This window comes from Alloacidobacterium sp. (genome assembly GCF_035631355.1).
Taxonomy (GTDB): domain Bacteria; phylum Acidobacteriota; class Terriglobia; order Terriglobales; family Acidobacteriaceae; genus Alloacidobacterium.
Genome location: NZ_DASQIX010000064.1, coordinates 17,646 through 34,315, shown reverse-complemented (window position 1 = coordinate 34,315; position 16,670 = coordinate 17,646). Strand labels below are relative to the sequence as shown.

Here is a 16,670-nt window from a genome sequence, read left to right as displayed (position 1 = left end):
CAGGAGTATTTATGCGAATCATTCGAATAGCGGCCTGCATTTTGACGTTGTCAGTTTCGGCGCTGGCGCAGCAGCCATCCACGTCGACAACGCCAAAGCCGGCTGTGCCCACAAGCCAAACTTCATCTGCTCCATCCGAGCCGGCTATCAAGCCACCATCGAATCCGATTACGTCCGCGCAGATCAAGGAAATGCAACAACTTACGGGCGCCGAGGCAATGAAGAAGCGCATCGTGTCACTAGCCTTGCAGTCTTACCGCAGCCAGTTCCCGCCATACGTGCCGCCGGATGTGATCGATGACTTGGACAAAAGCCTTGAGAATGCCGATCTTGAATCACACGCCGCAGAAATCTATCCCAAGTACATCTCCACCGAGGATGCGACACAGATCATTGCTTTTTATAAGTCACCGGCAGGCCAGCGCATGATTGCCGCCCAACCGTACATGGCGTCGGAATTACAACGCTCTGCGATTCAGATCGCGCAGCAGACGGCGCGGGACGTAATGATGCGCCACAAAGACGAAATTGAGGCGGCGCAGAAGAAATACATCGAAGAGCAACAGCAAAAGAAGCCTTCGCTCACTACGCCTGAACCAACTAAGCCTTCCACAGACACGCCGCAGAAGCAGTAGTAGAGCAATACAGGGAGAACAAGTTGTCGATTCAAAAAAGGCCGCTGATCCTTACGATTCTGGATGGATGGGGTTATCGCCCTCAGGTTGAAAATAATGCCATTGCCCTGGCGCGCAAGCCCACCTATGACAAGCTGCTGGCCGAATACCCGAGCACATTGCTTCATGCCTCAGATCATTTCGTCGGCCTGCCTGACGGACAGATGGGCAACAGCGAAGTAGGTCATCTCAACATCGGCGCGGGTCGCATCGTTCAGATGGACATCACACGCATCGACCAGTTGATCGCCAGCGGCCATTTCTTCACGCATCCCGTGATTGCTGATGCCATGAAGAGAGCGCGTGAAGGCAACCGCCAGTTGCATCTCTTTGGACTGCTCTCAGATGGCGGCGTGCATTCGCACCAGGAGCATCTTTACGCGCTGCTTAAGGCCGCCAAACAGCACGGTGTGGAGCGGGTCCTTGTGCACGCATTCATGGATGGGCGCGACACCCTGCCCACCAGTGGCGCGGGCTATCTGGCCGCGCTTGTGCAGAAGATGCGCGAATACGGAGTCGGCAAAATTGCATCAGTTTCCGGTCGTTACTATGCCATGGACCGCGATCGCAGATGGGAGCGCGAAAAGAAGGCATTCGATGCGATGGTGCAAGGCCGCGCCGAAGGTGGCGCGCACCGCGACCCAATCGCGCGCATTAAGGAGTCCTACAACAACGGCGTTACCGACGAGTTCATAGTGCCGTTCGTGGTTGTAGATGAGCATGGCCATCCCAACGGAATTATCCGCGACGAGGATGTCTGCATCATGTTTAACTTCCGCGCCGACCGTGCGCGGCAGATTACCCGCGTTCTGGCACGCAACAGCAATTTCACTAAAGAAGGCGGAAGGGAACTCATCAATGCCGCCGAACTGGACGAAACTATTCCACGAAGCGAAGTTCCGAAGAATCTGCACTATGTCTGCATGACGCAGTATGACAAGAACTTCACACTGCCGATGGTCATTCTGCCGGAATCTATGGAGAACCTTCTGGCAAACATGCTGGCGCAGGCAAATCTGAGGAACCTCCGCGTTGCCGAAACCGAGAAATACGCACACGTCACATACTTCTTTAATGGTGGAATTGAAACGCCCTTTTCCGGAGAAGACCGCGTGCTCGTGCCGTCACAGAAAGTGGCTACCTATGATCTCGCGCCTGAAATGAGCGCGGCGGGTATTGCCGACGCCGTCGTGAAAGCCGTCGAAGATACTGCCTTCGATCTTGTGGTCGTGAACTTTGCCAACGCTGACATGGTTGGCCATTCCGGCAAACTGGAGCCAACAATTAAAGGCGTGGAAACAGTCGATGCCTGCCTCGGACGCATTTATCAATCCATCCGCCAGAGAGGTGGATCATTGCTCATCACTGCCGATCACGGCAATGCGGAGATGATGGTTGATTCGGTATCCGGAGGCCCTCATACCGCGCACACGACCAACCCCGTGCCATTCATATTGGTGAGTGACGATGCCGGGAACTACTCGCTGAGGCCCAACAGCTCATTGCGTGACATCTCGCCGACACTCCTCGGAATCCTCGGTATCGATCAGCCAAAACAGATGACTGGGGGCGATCTACGACGGCCCATCAACAAGTTGGTTGGCTGAAGAAAAAAGCCCTCATCTAGGATGAGGGCTTAAGTATTCCGAACTCTTTAAAAAACTTTCTGCGCGTGCGGATACCATGTGATCTGCGCTGCAACCGTCGTATCATTCTGGACCCCGCTTTTATAGACGGGTGCTACCCAGCGCTCATGTTGAAACCATCCGTTGATCTCAATGTCTTTGTGGACGCGTTTAACGATATTGAATTGATAGTCGTTCTGGGTCGTTCCACCGGGTAGGAATCCTTTTGAGATCACGTCTCCCTGTGAGTTTACAATGGCTTGCGGTATCTTCATCGTTCGATAGCTGAACTGTATCTGCTCCTGAGGCGACAGGTGCCATGTGAGAAAAGCCTGCCCGCCAGTGGATTGACGGCCAAGCCAACTACCCATAATGAATCCCTTGTTTGTATACCCCTGTTTTTGAATTGTTTCGTTATAAAGGAAATTAGGTCCTCCAGTGCTCACGGTGTCTGTCGTCCCGCCTTCTACTCTTAGATCCAGCTTTTCCAGCCCCGGAAAATGAGATAGATAAATTCCCGGCATGTAAGCCGAACGCCGTGGAGCGCTGGGTGGGCTTAGATCGTCATGCACAAGCGAATCAGTATAGAGAGTGAGCCACTTGCGCAGAAATGGCAGACGATAAGAGAAGTCAAATGTGGCAAAGCGGGCGCCGGGGTCATCACGCGAATTTTTTTCCGCGAAAGATACGTTTGTCACGCTGAAGAAGCTCTTCAGGAAACTGTGGATCGTAATCGGAACGTGTCCCTTACCACCCCAAATAACAGTTCGCTCAAATCCAAACTCAAGATTTTCTGTTGGTTTAAAGCTGATCTTCTCCGCGTGTATCCAGGGCGAATTCGGATAGCTATGTCCCTTCAGGCTGCCGACAAAAAAATCGTAACGGAATGGACCAGTCAGGCGTGACAGCCAGGGAATGCGCAAGGGTTCAGTGCGATCGATCTGAAATGCATAAATATTCTCCGCGTTGTTGCTAAATGCAAAACTGGCACTCTGGTTTGGTCCCCACCAATGATCGCTCTTACCAAATGAAATTTCGTGATTCAGAATGTTGTACGAGAGATATGCCTCTCTGACGCTGAAAGTATTGGTCGTTGGGATTGGTCCGAGCGGAATCGTATCCTGCTTAGGGTTCGATGCGACTGGGATTCCCTGATCTAAATTAGAGAGAAACGCGAACAATGCCGGTGAGTAACCCGTGGCGCTGGGCGCATGTTGATACTCGCCACGGAAGTATAGCGCAAAGCGGCCCAGTGTACTGTATGCACTCGCGCCTGTGTAGTTGTTAAAGCCCTCCTGGGAGGGACGCCCATAGTCATTAACAACAGTCTGCCCTAAGTGATAACTGTCAACGAGCGGGGTTCCGCTAATGCCGCGTAGTTGCGTGTAGGCGCTCTCAAATTCAGCGCGCGCAGTGCGCTGGCCAAAATTGTTCTCAAGTCCCGGAGCGACCTCGTGCAGGACCCTGAGATAGATTTCGCGCGCCTCGTCGTTATTTGTGTCGGCGTCGATCTTGTCTGCCGTTCGTTGCAGCATGTGCAGCACGCTCAGGCGCGTCCACGGGCGTAATCCAAGAAATGCGGTATCAAGATAGCCCAGCCCTTGCAGTCGAACCAGCGCCGGATACACCCAGTTGTCTAGCGGAATATACGGCGATCCAACAGTGCTGATGTACGTTATTGGCGAAGCAGGGGTGTAGTTGGGTGGAATGGGCTGCTGCGGAGTTCCGCCGTCGGCACTCGTGTCCGTAGTGGCGGGCTGGATCAGATTTTCCTGAGCGAATGTGGATTGCAGCGGAAAGCCAAGCGCTGCCAAAAAACAGATCAAGGAAACAAATTTCACTCGCACCTCGAATGACAGGGGTTCGGATTCTCAGTTTGCAGCAAAGTACTGCGAAAAGTGCCATCAATGTAACGACGTTCCCTTAAGGCTAGATGAATGAACCAGCCGTGACAAGCGGCCCAATTCTGCTCTTGGCTGTAAGACAGAGAACCCATGTCAGGTTCACAGAGGGCAATGAAACTGGGTTATTTTCCAGATGTTCTTCGGCATCTGGCTTTTTGCAGGCGGCCTAAACAGAATTTCATTCTACACAATGCAAACTTGCAAAGATTCCTGCTGAATTTTTCGGGAACCCGAAGCCTTTCTTGACGCCGCTATTGCTTTCTCAAACTCGCGGATCGTCCTCAGTTTCAGCTCATCCGTAAACAGGCCCTTCCTGGACAGATACCGCTCCATTTTGAGAATCGGATCATTCTTTGCAGGTGCTCCATTCCTGGAACAGCCGCTGTGGGCAATCATGCTTGGCCCGCCTCCTTGCCGCGCGCGCACTAAGCACTCATGCGCAACCCGGTAAACTGCGACAACGTCATTGCCGTCTACCGGAATCAGGGGAAAGCCATACGCGTATGCCTGCATCGCATCCGGCAGCGGTCCGCCATACAGATAGAGAATCGGCAGTTTGTGTTCCCCGGCGAATCGCAAAGCCTCGCGACCGCCATCGTATCTTTCCGGGCTGTCTGATAGAAATGCAACCGTGACGCTCTCCTTGTTCTCCACGCTGCGCGCATAGGCAATGCCAGTCGCAAGAGCGCACTCCGCCTGCGATTTATTTAGCTTCTGTGCAGCAGAATGCGAATCCAGGACCGATTGCAGCGCGGTTCCCCTTAGAAAAGAAGGGATGACCGTACTGGGGAAAGCCACAATCGCGTCGTGAAGTTGAAGGTCGATGGCAGCGGCTGTGGCAACCGCCTCTCTCCCTTTCCAGGATGAAACGCCGCTGAACTTGCGCACATGCGATTCGAGAATGCGGCATTTGAGCATCGTCGTGTAAAGCTGTCGCAATTTGTCGCTGCTGATGATAGACGGCGCGCCATCCACTGATTTTTCCAGCATATCTCCGGCCAATTGTAGCTCACCCAAAATCTTCAGATTCGGCTCTCCCGATCCGGCAAGGTTTTCAACAGAATTGTGAATAAGCCTGTGTAAGACCCGTTCTGAAAGCGCAGAAACTAAGGAATGACGCGGCCTTTAGCTCTCTGCACTCTTTCTGTTGCAGTGCAGCCAATCCGCAACAAAACACTTCATGCAGTCCGTCTCAAGTCGAGTAGTCTGCGTTGATGCGCACATATTCTGCCGTCAGGTCTGTGGTCCAGAATTGGCAGTGACCGTCGCCGATGCCCAGATCCATGCGTACAGTGAACTCTGGTAACTTGAGATATTCATGCGCCGCAGCTTCATCGAGATCCTGGACCCGTCCTCCGCTCCGGCATATTTCCTGTTCGCCGAACCAGATGCTTATTCGCTCCGGATCAATCTCCGCACCGGAGTAGCCGGCAGCTGCCATCAAACGGCCCCAGTTAGGATCGCAGCCTGCCCATGCCGTCTTCACCAGTGGTGAATGAGCAATTGCCTTTGCGACCTTGAGCGCATCGCGGTCTGAGGCAGCCCCTTCAATCTGCAACTCAACAACATGCGTAACGCCCTCTCCGTCCGCCACGATTTGTTTGGCGAGAGATGTACAGACCTTGGTGAGCGCCGCGACAAACTCTGCGTTGTCAGATTCAATCCTTATGCCGCTTGCGCCTGATGCCAGCAGCAGGACGGTGTCGTTGGTTGAGGTGTCGCCGTCAATCGAGATGCGATTGAAGCTGACTTCAATGCTCTGCCTCAGCAATACGTCCAGGTCCGCTGGCTCAATCGCGGCATCCATAAACAGGTACACCAGCATCGTGGCGTGAGGCACAAGCTGCGGATGGATCATGCCTGCGCCTTTGCATACGCCCGCAATGCGCACCGCCTTGCCATTAACGCTCAGGGATGCGTATGCGGTCTTCGGCCGCGTGTCCGTCGTCATGATGGCGCGCGCAAACTGCGCGAAGTTCTCTGCGGCGGCTCCAAGTTTGGCCGCAATTTCCGGCATAGCCGCAATCAGCTTTTCCGCAGGCAGAAGCACGCCGATAATTCCAGTTGAAGAAGGGAAGATCTCGTGCCCTTCGCACTCGAACGTCTTCGCTGCAGCGGCGCAAACCTGCTCACAGGCATCGATACCGATCTGTCCGGTCGCGCAGTTTGCATTGCCCGCATTCACCGCAACCACGCGCATGTGTCCAGCACTGCGGTCAAGATGCCTGCGGTCCACGATGACCGGCGCGGCAACTACGCGATTGCTGGTAAACATGGCGGCAGCGCTGGTCGCGGCGTCCGCAACGGCAACAGCAAAATCAGCGTTGCCGCTTGGCTTGATGCCTGCCTTCACGGCAGCAAAGCGAAAGCCGAGAGGCAGAGCTTCATCAGGGATGAGGGCTGAATCATTCATTGTAGGTCTGTACTCTAATCAAGATACCAATTCAGGAAGGACAAAGATTGGCCATCAAACAACCTGAAGAATTTTTGCGCATGAAGCAAGTCAGCGTGGCCCGTGGCGAAGCGGTCGTTCTGCATGACATCAACCTCTCGATTGCGACCGGAGAGCACGTCGCTATCCTCGGCCCCAATGGCTGCGGCAAGTCCACGCTCATCAAGACCATCACCTGCGAGTGCTATCCCATCCATACCTCGGAAATGCAGTGCCGTCTGTTGGGCCGCGAGCGCTGGGATGTTTCGCAGTTCCGTCAGCATCTCGGAGTCGTGTCCGCAGATCTGCCCGGCGAGCGCACGCCTGTCTCCAAAGGTCGTGACGTAGTCGTTGCCGGGTTCTTCTCCGCCTCCACCATCTGGCCCAATCTCCACATTACGGAAGAAATGCGTAAACGCGCCCAAGAGGCGATGGCGCTGATGGAGGCCACACATCTCGCCGACAAGCTCGTCGGTGAAATGTCTGCGGGCGAGCAGCGCCGCATCATGATCGCCCGCGCCCTCGTTCATAAGCCGGGAATGCTTTTACTTGATGAACCATCGAACGCCCTCGATCTCGCTGCCCAGCGCGAGCTAAGAGATGCTCTGCGCGTCGTCGCGCAGCAGGGGACTGGCATCATCATTGTCACCCATCATCTGGCCGACATTCTCCCCGAGATCGATCGCATCATCATGATGCGCTCTGGCCGCATCGTCGCCGACGGTCCTCGGCAGAAGCTGATCACGGTGGAGCAACTGCGCGAACTTTTTGGAGTGGAAGTAGCGCTCACTGAACGCGACGGCTATTGGCACAGTTGGTAGGTACACTATGAGCCTGAAAAGCAAAAGCTGTCATCCTGAGGCGAAGCCGAAGGATCTGTTTTCTTATCCCAAACTCGAAATGTCTCACTGCCTCGACTTGATTTCCTCAGCGCACAGTCTTATGGTCTGAAGTACACGGGAAAGGAGGTTGATCCAGCCAATGAAAAGTTCTGATGGTAGTAGTTGCACGATCCTACGTGAGGTGACTGAGGCTTAGAGCACCCTTTGCTCTAGTCCTGGCGACCGCAAACACATTCGCCGAGGCCCACTCAAAGATCGAAGGGTGCCTCAGGTCAATCTCAACAGTTCACCGCTATTGAAGGCCCGCTTTGCCGAATCTGGGAGCGGGCCTTCGTGCATTTTGGCCGATAGTCTTTGCAAGAGGGTCTATGACAGAGCACAAGGATGAAATTTTTGGCTGGTTTCAGGGTAAGAGCAAAATAATCGGCGATATTGTCTCGCCTATCTTCCAGAGCATGAATGGGATTGCCTCTCCGCTTACCCTCGCGACCCGCTTTACAATAAATCCATGGAACCCCTCGTCATCGCAGGTAAAGCTTTTCAATCGCGGCTCATCGTAGGCACGGGCAAATACAAGAACGGTCCGGAGACGCAGGCTGCCATAGAAGCCTCTGGCGCCGAGATGGTGACTGTGGCCGTGCGTCGCGTCAATCTAGACCGGTCCAAAGAATCCTTGCTCGATTTCATCGATCCGCAGCGCTACTTCCTGCTGCCCAATACCGCTGGATGCTATACGGCTGATGAAGCCATTCGTGCAGCGCGCCTGGGGCGCGAAGTCGGTTTATCAGACTGGGTGAAAATTGAAGTCATTGGCGATCAGGCAACGCTCTATCCAGATGTGCAAGCCACCCTCGAAGCCACTCGGACATTAGTAAAAGAAGGCTTTACCGTTCTTCCCTATACATCCGATGACATTGTCTTTGCGAAACGACTTATCGATGTCGGCGCTTCGGCAGTCATGCCTCTGGCCGCTCCCATCGGCAGCGGTCTCGGCATCCAGAACAGGGCCACGCTCCAAATCCTTCGCCAAATGATCACCGAGGTTCCGCTCATTGTCGATGCGGGTGTAGGCACTGCTTCCGATGCGGCTCTAGCCATGGAACTCGGCGCGGATGGTGTGCTCATGAATACCGCCATCGCCGCTGCGGGGAACCCAATCCTCATGGCTGAGGCGATGCAGCACGCTGTGCTCGCCGGACGACAGGCTTATGTAGCTGGCAGGATGGCACGCAAGTTATATGCAACCGCAAGTTCCCCACTAGAAGGCATTTCGCGGTAATGTTCAAGGCCTACTGTCCCCCCGCAGTTTTTCTCCTCTGCGTACCTTTGCGATTCTCTGCGTCCTTTGCGGTAAGGCTTACGCTAACCTTTGGCTCACCCTATGTTTCCAGACAAGCTATGAGATCTGGATCGACTGCGACTACGAATTCCCGTCCTCTAAAATTCACAAAATTCCAGATTGACAAACTGCAGCCGCGGTACTCTAATGCCCTAATCTAAGGAATGCCAAATTCCAGGGCCGAACCCAGGGTCTTGCGTCTTAGTTGCACCTCTTCAGAATTTCATCCGTTAATGCAAATTACAGCTTTAGCTGTTTTGGATCCATATCCGGAGGGTTTACTTATGGGACTCGAAAAGGAAGTTTTCCGTCTCGAAGAGTTTTTGCGCTTTAATCCAATCAACCCAGGCGATCCGGGGCCGGAAATATACCGCGTCGTTGCTTCGCTTCCGCAGGAAAGGCAACAGGCCGTTGTCTCGGTCATCAGTGAAGCGGTAGGCGCCATCGCCAACATCAAGGGAGCCGCATACGGCAAGATTGCCGGAATCATTGGCGGCAAAACACAGGGCGGAGTCTAAAGCGGTTCCTGTCTCTTATGCCTGATCTACTAAACGTGTGCTCCGACTTCGGGAACACGCTTGCGCGCCCGCGTGACACCACCCGCCCGGTAGTGTTGGTCGGCTTCAAGCGGCAGGGAAACCTCGGCCTCGGTTATCTGGCTTCCACGCTGCGGGCGCGCGGCTACCCGGTTGAGATTCTGGATTTCGAGGACCCATACGAAAAAATCCGGGACGCCGTTCTGCGCGCGCAACCCGTGCTTGTGGGCTTCTCACTGATCTTCCAGTTCTACATTTTCCGCTTTGAAGAACTGATGCGCCATCTGCGCGCCGACGGCGTCAGCGCGCACTTCACTATGGGCGGCCATTTCCCCAGCCTCAGCCATGAGCACGCGCTGGAGCTCGCTCCGCAGCTGGACAGCGTTGTCCGTTTTGAAGGCGAATTGACTCTGCTCGAACTTGTCGATTGTCTCACCACAGGACAGGACTGGCGCTCAATTCAGGGCATTGCCTACCGCCAGAGCAATTACATCGTGGCGACGCCGATGCGTGCTCTTGTTCATGATCTCGACGAGCTGCCTTATCCCGACCGCGCCATCCAGCCGCACATCATTCTCGGGCGTCCCGTTATGCAGATGCTTGCCAGCCGCGGCTGCGCGCGCACGTGCTCCTTCTGCTCCATCCACATGTTCTATCGCAGCGCTCCAGGAAAAGTTGTGAGGACGCGAAGGCCCGCCGAAATCGCCTGCGAGATGAAAATGCTGCACGAAGAGCGTGGCATCAGCCTCTTCTTGTTTCAGGATGATGATTTCCCGGTATTCGGTCCTGCATGGCATCGCTGGACGCGCGAATTTCTCGCCGAGCTTTACCGCCAGGATCTCCCGGGCCGCATTCTCTGGAAGATTAATGCCCGTGCCGACGCCATCGACCCCGAACTCTTCGCCGAGATGCGCGATGCAGGCATGTATCTGGTCTATATGGGCCTCGAATCCGGCAGCGAAGAAGGGTTAGTAACCCTCAACAAGTCCATTACTGTCCAGCAGAACATCCGCGCCGTCGATTCCCTGAAAAAACTGGGCATTCTCTTTGATTTTGGTTTCATGCTGCTCGATCCCTCGAGCACCTTCGAATCCATTCTCGAAAACGTCGCCTTCCTGCGCCGCATTGTCGGAGACGGCTATATGGCCGCCGAGTTCTGCCGCATGATTCCTTATGACGGCACGCCCATCAAAGACCAGTTGGCGCAGCAGGGACGCCTTCGCGGAGACATCTGCCACCCCGACTACGATTTTCTTGACCCGCACCTCTATGACTTTTATGTAGCCGTCAACGAGATGCTGAATATTACCGGATGGATCCACGGCCTGCAGGCGCTGTCGCCACAGTTAAAATACGCCTGGTCAGAATTTGCCGTAATCGAGCGCCTGTTTCCATCGGTGCCCGACGTTCAGGCGTATAAACAAACGCTTAGGCGCATCACCCGACAGAGCAACGAAGTATTGTTTGAAGTCGTCGAAGACCTAGTCTATGCGTTTATCGAAGACCGCAAGCCGAAATATTCCCAGGATGCACTTCGTGAAGAATGCCGCGTCTTCGTCGAAAACCTGCTCGATGCTCGCAACGAATACGTCCTGCGGAACAGAAGCTATTTCCTGAAAGACTTGGGCGTCGAAGTGCCGCAGCCCGCCTGATCTAGTTTCCTATTTCGCTTATATAAAAAAACGCTGTCATCCTGAGCGTAGCGAAGGATCTGTTTTTCGGGTAGAAGAGCGGGGCTTCAGCCCCGCGTCAGAGGTATAAAAATCAAGGGCTTTAGCCCCGGACTTTTATCCGGCTTGAACGCAATACTCTTCCGCACTCCCACCGCACCAATAGCAACACTGTTCTCTCTCACCCTCATCAGCTAAACTCATCCTCGATGCGAGTTTTCGGCATTGACTGCGGAACCGAGTGTACCGGCTACGGCATCGTCGAGTGGGACGACGCCTGCCGCGAGCCGCATCTGGTCTCGCTCGGATGCGGTGGCATCCGCCTTCCAAAGAGAGAGTCGCTGCCGCATCGTCTCGCTCTGCTCTACGCGGAGTTGAGCACGCTCCTCACTGCCTATCAGCCCGATATTGTCGCCGTTGAGGAAGTTTTTTATTCTGTGAACGCCAAGTCGGCGCTCAAACTTGGTCAGGTTCGCGGAGTGGCCCTGCTTGCAGCCGCGAATGCCAATCTTTCTGTAGCCGAATACGCACCCCTCACCATCAAATCCACCGTAGTCGGTTACGGATTAGCGCAAAAGGAGCAGGTGCAATTCATGGTCACGCGATTGTTGCAACTCGACGTCACGCCTGAGCCGGCCGACGCCGCCGATGCCCTCGCCATTGCCATTTGCCATGTTCACACTTCCCAAACCCTCACACTGCAAAGGGCCGGTCGTTAAAACGATGAAGAAAATCTTGACCGCATGGATCTATTTAGCCTTTGGAAGTGTGACAGCTATAGCGCAGCAACCCACGACCGCGCACATCCGGTTTATCTTTGAGAACCCTCAACTCCAGCCAGCCAGCTATGTGCTCGACATCAATGAAGACGGCACCGGTCATTTCCAGTCCAAGCCGGGAAGCGCTACCTTTGCAGATTCGGAAGGCATCGCCCCTCAACCAGTGACTGCTGACATCAAAATTGACGAGCCATTGCGGGGTAGGCTCTTCAAGATCGCGCGCTCCCATAATTACTTCAACGTGGCTTGCGAGAGCACAAAGTCCAAAGTCGCTTTCACCGGTAAGAAGGCGCTGCAATACACCGGTCCGGATGGCAAAGGATCCTGCACGTTTAACTGGTCCAAGGATCAGGAATTGATGAAGATCGCCGATGACCTGATTGCGGTTGCATTCACCTTGGAAGAAGGCCGTCGCCTTACTGTAGAGCATGAGCACAACCGCCTTGGCCTTGACGCGGAACTGGAGCAACTTCAGGATGCGGTGAAAGCAGGCCGGGCTCAGCAGATCCAGAACATTGCACCGCAGTTGCAGGCCATTGCCGCGGACGACAGCATCCTTGCGCGGGCCCGCCTCAGGGCGCGTCAGCTTCTCGAAAGCGAGGGCAAATCCGGCTGAAATTATTGCAACTTTATGGTTTTGGCTACGTCCAAGTTGAGTTACGACGAGGTCAAAAAGATAGAGACCTCGGCATGTTTTCAGTGTTCTAATAGAGCGGGGAAATTGAAGGGGCCCGGAAGGAGATGTCGCATGCGGCACTCGGAAGACTCTCAATCAACAGGCTGGTCTCGAACCGGCTTTGTTTTTCAATTGCTGCTCGCAGCAGCTATCACATCGTTCGCATATGCGCAGGACATGAACAATGTTCGCGCCGTTCGCATCAGTGACGTCGAAGGTACAGTCCAAATACTCGACAACAACGGCGTTGTCTTCGGCCAGGCGCACTCCAATATGCCGGTGACCGAGGATATGCACCTGAAGACAGGGAGCGATGGCCGCGCTGAGGTGCAGTTTGAAGATGGCAGCGTTGCTCGGATTACGCCGAATAGCGCGATGAATTTCGACCATCTGCAGCGCACCAGTGAGGGCAGCACGGTTACCCAGGTTGAGGCCGCCGGAGGCCTTACCTACTATGAGTTCAACAACCGCGGCGGAAAGTATGCCGTCCGCATCGGTCCTTATACAGTTTCAGCCACCAAGAGCAGCATTTTTCGCGTTGCGCTTGACCAGAACCCGGCGCAGATCGCCGTCATGAAGGGAGAAGTCCACATCGACACCGGCAACGATGGTGGACTCGATGCGCATACCAGCGAAACCGCCTCGCTCGACATGAAAGACACGACGAGCTATGACGTGGCGCAGAGCATTGCTGCGGATTCCTGGGATCAGTGGAACTCAGACCGCGACCAACATCTGGCGCAACTCGGCGCGCGGGCAACGATGGCTCGTGCCATGGGCGGAAATCCGGATGACCCTGCCTGGAACGATCTCGATGCTTATGGCAACTGGTATGACATGCCCGGCTACGGCTACGGCTGGATGCCCGCTGGCATGGGCATGGGATTCGATCCGTTCGGTTCGGGCTATTGGGGCTACTATCCAGCTTACGGCGGCTACAGCTGGATCTCGGCTTATCAGTGGGGCTGGCTGCCCTATCATTGCGGCGCCTGGAACTGGTTTAACAACACTGGCTGGATGTGGTTCCCCGGTAACTGTGGCTGGGGCGCATACGGAAATGGCTGGTATCCGGTTACCACCGTCTGGAATATGCCGCCAAACTACGTCGTGCCAAAACGTCCTATTACACCTGTGCGCGGGCCAGTTCATATGCCTCCACAGCAAGCATTGATCGCTGTTGGTCACGCCCCTACGCCAGGCACAATCAAGCCCTGGACTGCTGGTGGTGAGAAACCGGTTGCAACTCCGATTAGGTTTGATGGCAAAACACTTCAGCCGATTGAGACCTCGGTTCATCCACGAATGTCGGGTCCTTTGGGAGAGAGCTTCAGTGTAGCGTCCGGCTATGTTCCTCCGGCTCAGACAGGTTTCCGCTCAGGAGCATTGCCGAATGAGGGCTTGCGCGCTACCTACCCCTCAGGTTCAGGGATTCCAGCTGCTGGTGGAGCGCCGCGCAATACCATCGCGCCTTCCATGCCGAGAAGCACAATGGCTCCGCCGCCTTCCTATCACCCCGCTCCCAGCAGCGGGATGGGCGGTGGCTCACCCCACTATTCGGCTCCGTCAGCGCCGTCTTATTCATCCGGCGCTCGAATGTCCGCGCCGGCAGCGTCTGCTCCGGCCCCGTCCGCTCCATCAGGTGGCGCAAGACCGCACTGAAATTGATCGATATCCAAAAGGCTGCCATGCATGTTTTTGGCAGCCTTTTCTATTGCATTTTAAGTCGCCTTTAGGTAGAAGCACCGGGCTTTAGCCCGGTGAATAGCCATCCTCGACAAAAGAGGCTTTAGCCTTGGGTCAGCCCTCGATACAACCCCGCCATAACTTCCAGCGAGACCGCCTCGGCCCGCGCCTGTCCCGAAATTCCAGAAGCTTCAACCACCCGAGCAATTCCGGGCGCATCAAACCCCGCAGCCCGCAAATTGTTCACCAGCGTCTTGCGTTTCTGCGCGAAGCATTGCCGCAGAAACGCGATAAATCCGTCGGCATCAACCCCAAGTTCCGAAAAGCGTGTCGCAAACGTAAGCCTCAGCACGCTCGAATAGACTTTCGGGGGCGGCGCAAATGCGCCCGGCGGAAGCGTCATCAGCTTTTCCACCTGGGCATAGAGCTGCGTTGTGGCCGAAAGCAGCCCATAATCACGTGATCCAGGCGCTGCTGCAACGCGATCGGCCACTTCGCGCTGCATCATCAACACCGCCCGCGAAATCACATTGTGATAACGAAACAAGTGCAACAGGATGTCCGACGTGATGTAGTAGGGAAGGTTTCCAATCACCAGCAGCTTCTCATCGCTGTCACGAAGAGAAGCCAGATCGAAGATCAGGATGTCTTGCTCAATCACCTCAACCTGTGAGCCGGCAAATCTTCGCTTCAGGTTCGCTGCCAGTGCGCGATCCAGTTCCACCGCAATCAACCTGTGAGCCTTCTGCGCCAGCAGTTCGGTAATTGCCGCGTTGCCCGGTCCGATTTCCACCACCGTCTTCTCAGAGATGTCGCCCAGTGCCTCAACAATGCGGCTGCTGGCACTCCGGTCGGTAAGAAAGTTCTGCCCTAATTTTGGTTTCTGCGACATCTTATATAAGTTGTTAATCGGAACAGGCTTACACTATTCAATGCACCACATATAGAAGCAAAAGCCATTTCATCATCCGAGCAATCAGGGAGCAATTCACATGCACGTTGCTTGCGTTGCGCCAGAATGCGTGCCTTTTGTAAAAACCGGCGGACTTGCCGATGTCATAGGATCACTTCCGCGAGAAATTGCCAGTCGGGGTCACAAGGTCACAGTGTATCTGCCATTCTACCGGCAGGTGCAGAGCCACTTTCCCCAGAAAAAGATCGCTCTCCAGAGCATCACCGTTCCATTTCAGTATTACAACCGCTTTGTAGCTGTAATCGATGGCGGGAAGCGCGACGGCGTGCAATTTTACTTTATCGATTCCCCGGAGTTGTTTGACCGCGAGGGCGTTTACGGCACTCAGGCCGGCGAATATCTCGACAACTGGGAGCGTTTTGGCCTTTTCTGCCGCGCCGTATTGGAAGCAAGCAAACAGCTTGGCGTGCCCGACATCTTCCATCTGCACGATTGGCAAACGGCAATGCTTCCGGTCTTTTTACGCAGCATTTATTATTTTGACCCGATGCTGCGCAATGTGGGTACGGTTCTCACCATCCACAATGCCGGCTACCAGGGCTGGTTCCCGCCACAGACCACCGAGCGCCTGCTTCTTCCCTGGGACATCTTCACCATGGACCGCCTGGAACACTACAACACCTTCAACTTCCTGAAGGGCGGCGCCGTCTATTCCGATGCGCTGACCACCGTCAGCCACAAATACGCTGAGGAAATCCAGACTGCGGAATTCGGGAACGGCCTTGACGGTGTTTTCCGCAAACGCGCCGCTGACCTCCACGGCATCCTGAACGGTGTGGACTACTCCAAATGGGACCCTGTTACAGACGGCAAAATAGCCGCGCATTATTCGGCAAAAGACCTCGACGGAAAAGCCGCCTGCAGGCTTGATCTGCTGCACGCTTTTGGGGCTGGCCACATCAAAGAAGAGACAGCCGTACTTGGCATCGTCTCTCGCATGGCCACGCAGAAAGGCTTTGACCTCACCGCCCAGATCATCGAGCGACTCACATTTGAGGACATCTTCCTCGTCGTCCTGGGCACGGGCGAGTCCTACTATGAAAACCTCTTCCGTTCACTGCATGAAAGATTCCCGGAAAAGGTTTCTGTCCGAATCACCTACGATGAGACGCTTGCGCACAAGGTGCACGCCGGGTCCGACATCTACCTTATGCCATCGCGCTATGAGCCCTGCGGCTTGAACCAGATCTACAGCCTCAAGTACGGATCGGTGCCTGTAGTTCACGCGACCGGCGGCCTCGACGACACCGTAGAAGAATGGAATCCCGAATCACGCACCGGGACCGGCTTCAAGTTCCGTACCTATTATGCAGACGAATATCTGAACGCCGTTCAGCGCGCACTCGCCGTATTCCAGGACAAGGACACCTGGCATACGCTTATACGCAACGGCATGGGGCTGGATTACTCCTGGGCTAAACCCAGCGAGGAGTACATCAAGTTATACAAGGAAGTGGCGCAGAGAAGAAGCTAGTGTGCTGTTCCGAAAATTCACTAGACGTGCGCTGCCGAACCAGTTTTATAGGTGCTGTCATCCT

General features: G+C 54.8%; 14 protein-coding genes. 10 read left to right on the top strand and 4 right to left on the bottom strand.

Annotated features, from left to right (window positions below):
* Positions 1–11 precede the first annotated feature (11 nt).
* On the top strand, positions 12–635 hold the full coding sequence (locus VEV40_RS11840; protein ID WP_324832559.1) for a DUF2059 domain-containing protein: 624 nt from the start codon (positions 12–14) through the stop codon (positions 633–635).
* A gap of 29 nt (positions 636–664) precedes the next feature.
* On the top strand, positions 665–2,281 hold the full coding sequence (gpmI, locus tag VEV40_RS11835) for a 2,3-bisphosphoglycerate-independent phosphoglycerate mutase (RefSeq protein ID WP_349255859.1): 1,617 nt from the start codon (positions 665–667) through the stop codon (positions 2,279–2,281).
* A 47-nt stretch (positions 2,282–2,328) separates the two neighbouring features.
* On the opposite strand, the gene VEV40_RS11830 is transcribed toward gpmI, so the two are convergent.
* The 3 genes from VEV40_RS11830 to argJ all read right to left on the bottom strand — a co-directional run bounded on the left by VEV40_RS11830 (position 2,329) and on the right by argJ (position 6,616).
* Positions 2,329–4,125 (bottom strand): capsule assembly Wzi family protein, encoded by a 1,797-nt coding sequence (locus VEV40_RS11830; RefSeq protein ID WP_324832556.1) that lies wholly within the window; start codon positions 4,123–4,125, stop codon positions 2,329–2,331.
* Positions 4,126–4,386: 261 nt separating this feature from the next.
* Positions 4,387–5,193 carry a thiamine pyrophosphate-dependent enzyme gene (locus VEV40_RS11825; RefSeq protein WP_324832554.1) on the bottom strand — a complete coding sequence of 269 codons (807 nt, stop codon included), beginning with the start codon at positions 5,191–5,193 and terminating at the stop codon, positions 4,387–4,389.
* A 202-nt stretch (positions 5,194–5,395) separates the two neighbouring features.
* The gene (gene argJ / locus VEV40_RS11820; RefSeq protein WP_324832553.1) at positions 5,396–6,616 is read right to left on the bottom strand and encodes a bifunctional glutamate N-acetyltransferase/amino-acid acetyltransferase ArgJ; all 1,221 of its coding nucleotides are present in this window, start codon (positions 6,614–6,616) and stop codon (positions 5,396–5,398) included.
* A 47-nt stretch (positions 6,617–6,663) separates the two neighbouring features.
* Here argJ and VEV40_RS11815 point away from each other — a divergent pair, with 47 nt between their 5' ends.
* The 7 genes from VEV40_RS11815 to VEV40_RS11785 all read left to right on the top strand — a co-directional run bounded on the left by VEV40_RS11815 (position 6,664) and on the right by VEV40_RS11785 (position 14,135).
* Positions 6,664–7,455 (top strand): ABC transporter ATP-binding protein, encoded by a 792-nt coding sequence (locus VEV40_RS11815; RefSeq protein WP_324832551.1) that lies wholly within the window; start codon positions 6,664–6,666, stop codon positions 7,453–7,455.
* 529 nt (positions 7,456–7,984) lie between these two features.
* The gene (locus VEV40_RS11810; RefSeq protein WP_324832550.1) at positions 7,985–8,755 is read left to right on the top strand and encodes a thiazole synthase; all 771 of its coding nucleotides are present in this window, start codon (positions 7,985–7,987) and stop codon (positions 8,753–8,755) included.
* 344 nt (positions 8,756–9,099) lie between these two features.
* Positions 9,100–9,333, top strand: a complete 234-nt coding sequence (locus VEV40_RS11805; protein ID WP_324832549.1) for a hypothetical protein — start codon at positions 9,100–9,102, stop codon at positions 9,331–9,333.
* Between the two features lie 17 nt (positions 9,334–9,350).
* The gene (locus VEV40_RS11800) at positions 9,351–11,003 is read left to right on the top strand and encodes a B12-binding domain-containing radical SAM protein (RefSeq protein ID WP_324832548.1); all 1,653 of its coding nucleotides are present in this window, start codon (positions 9,351–9,353) and stop codon (positions 11,001–11,003) included.
* 227 nt (positions 11,004–11,230) lie between these two features.
* The gene (gene ruvC, locus VEV40_RS11795) at positions 11,231–11,740 is read left to right on the top strand and encodes a crossover junction endodeoxyribonuclease RuvC (protein ID WP_324832547.1); all 510 of its coding nucleotides are present in this window, start codon (positions 11,231–11,233) and stop codon (positions 11,738–11,740) included.
* 49 nt (positions 11,741–11,789) lie between these two features.
* Positions 11,790–12,416, top strand: coding sequence for a hypothetical protein (locus VEV40_RS11790; RefSeq protein ID WP_324832545.1), 627 nt, complete (start codon positions 11,790–11,792; stop codon positions 12,414–12,416).
* Between the two features lie 132 nt (positions 12,417–12,548).
* Complete coding sequence (locus tag VEV40_RS11785) at positions 12,549–14,135, top strand: DUF6600 domain-containing protein (RefSeq protein ID WP_324832544.1); 1,587 nt, start codon at positions 12,549–12,551, stop codon at positions 14,133–14,135.
* Positions 14,136–14,262: 127 nt separating this feature from the next.
* On the opposite strand, the gene rsmA is transcribed toward VEV40_RS11785, so the two are convergent.
* A complete protein-coding gene (gene rsmA, locus VEV40_RS11780) occupies positions 14,263–15,051 on the bottom strand; it encodes a 16S rRNA (adenine(1518)-N(6)/adenine(1519)-N(6))-dimethyltransferase RsmA (protein WP_324832542.1) in 789 nt (262 codons plus the stop codon).
* 100 nt (positions 15,052–15,151) lie between these two features.
* Between rsmA and glgA the strand changes: the two genes are divergently transcribed.
* Positions 15,152–16,606 (top strand): glycogen synthase GlgA, encoded by a 1,455-nt coding sequence (gene glgA, locus VEV40_RS11775; RefSeq protein ID WP_324832541.1) that lies wholly within the window; start codon positions 15,152–15,154, stop codon positions 16,604–16,606.
* Positions 16,607–16,670: the final 64 nt, after the last annotated feature.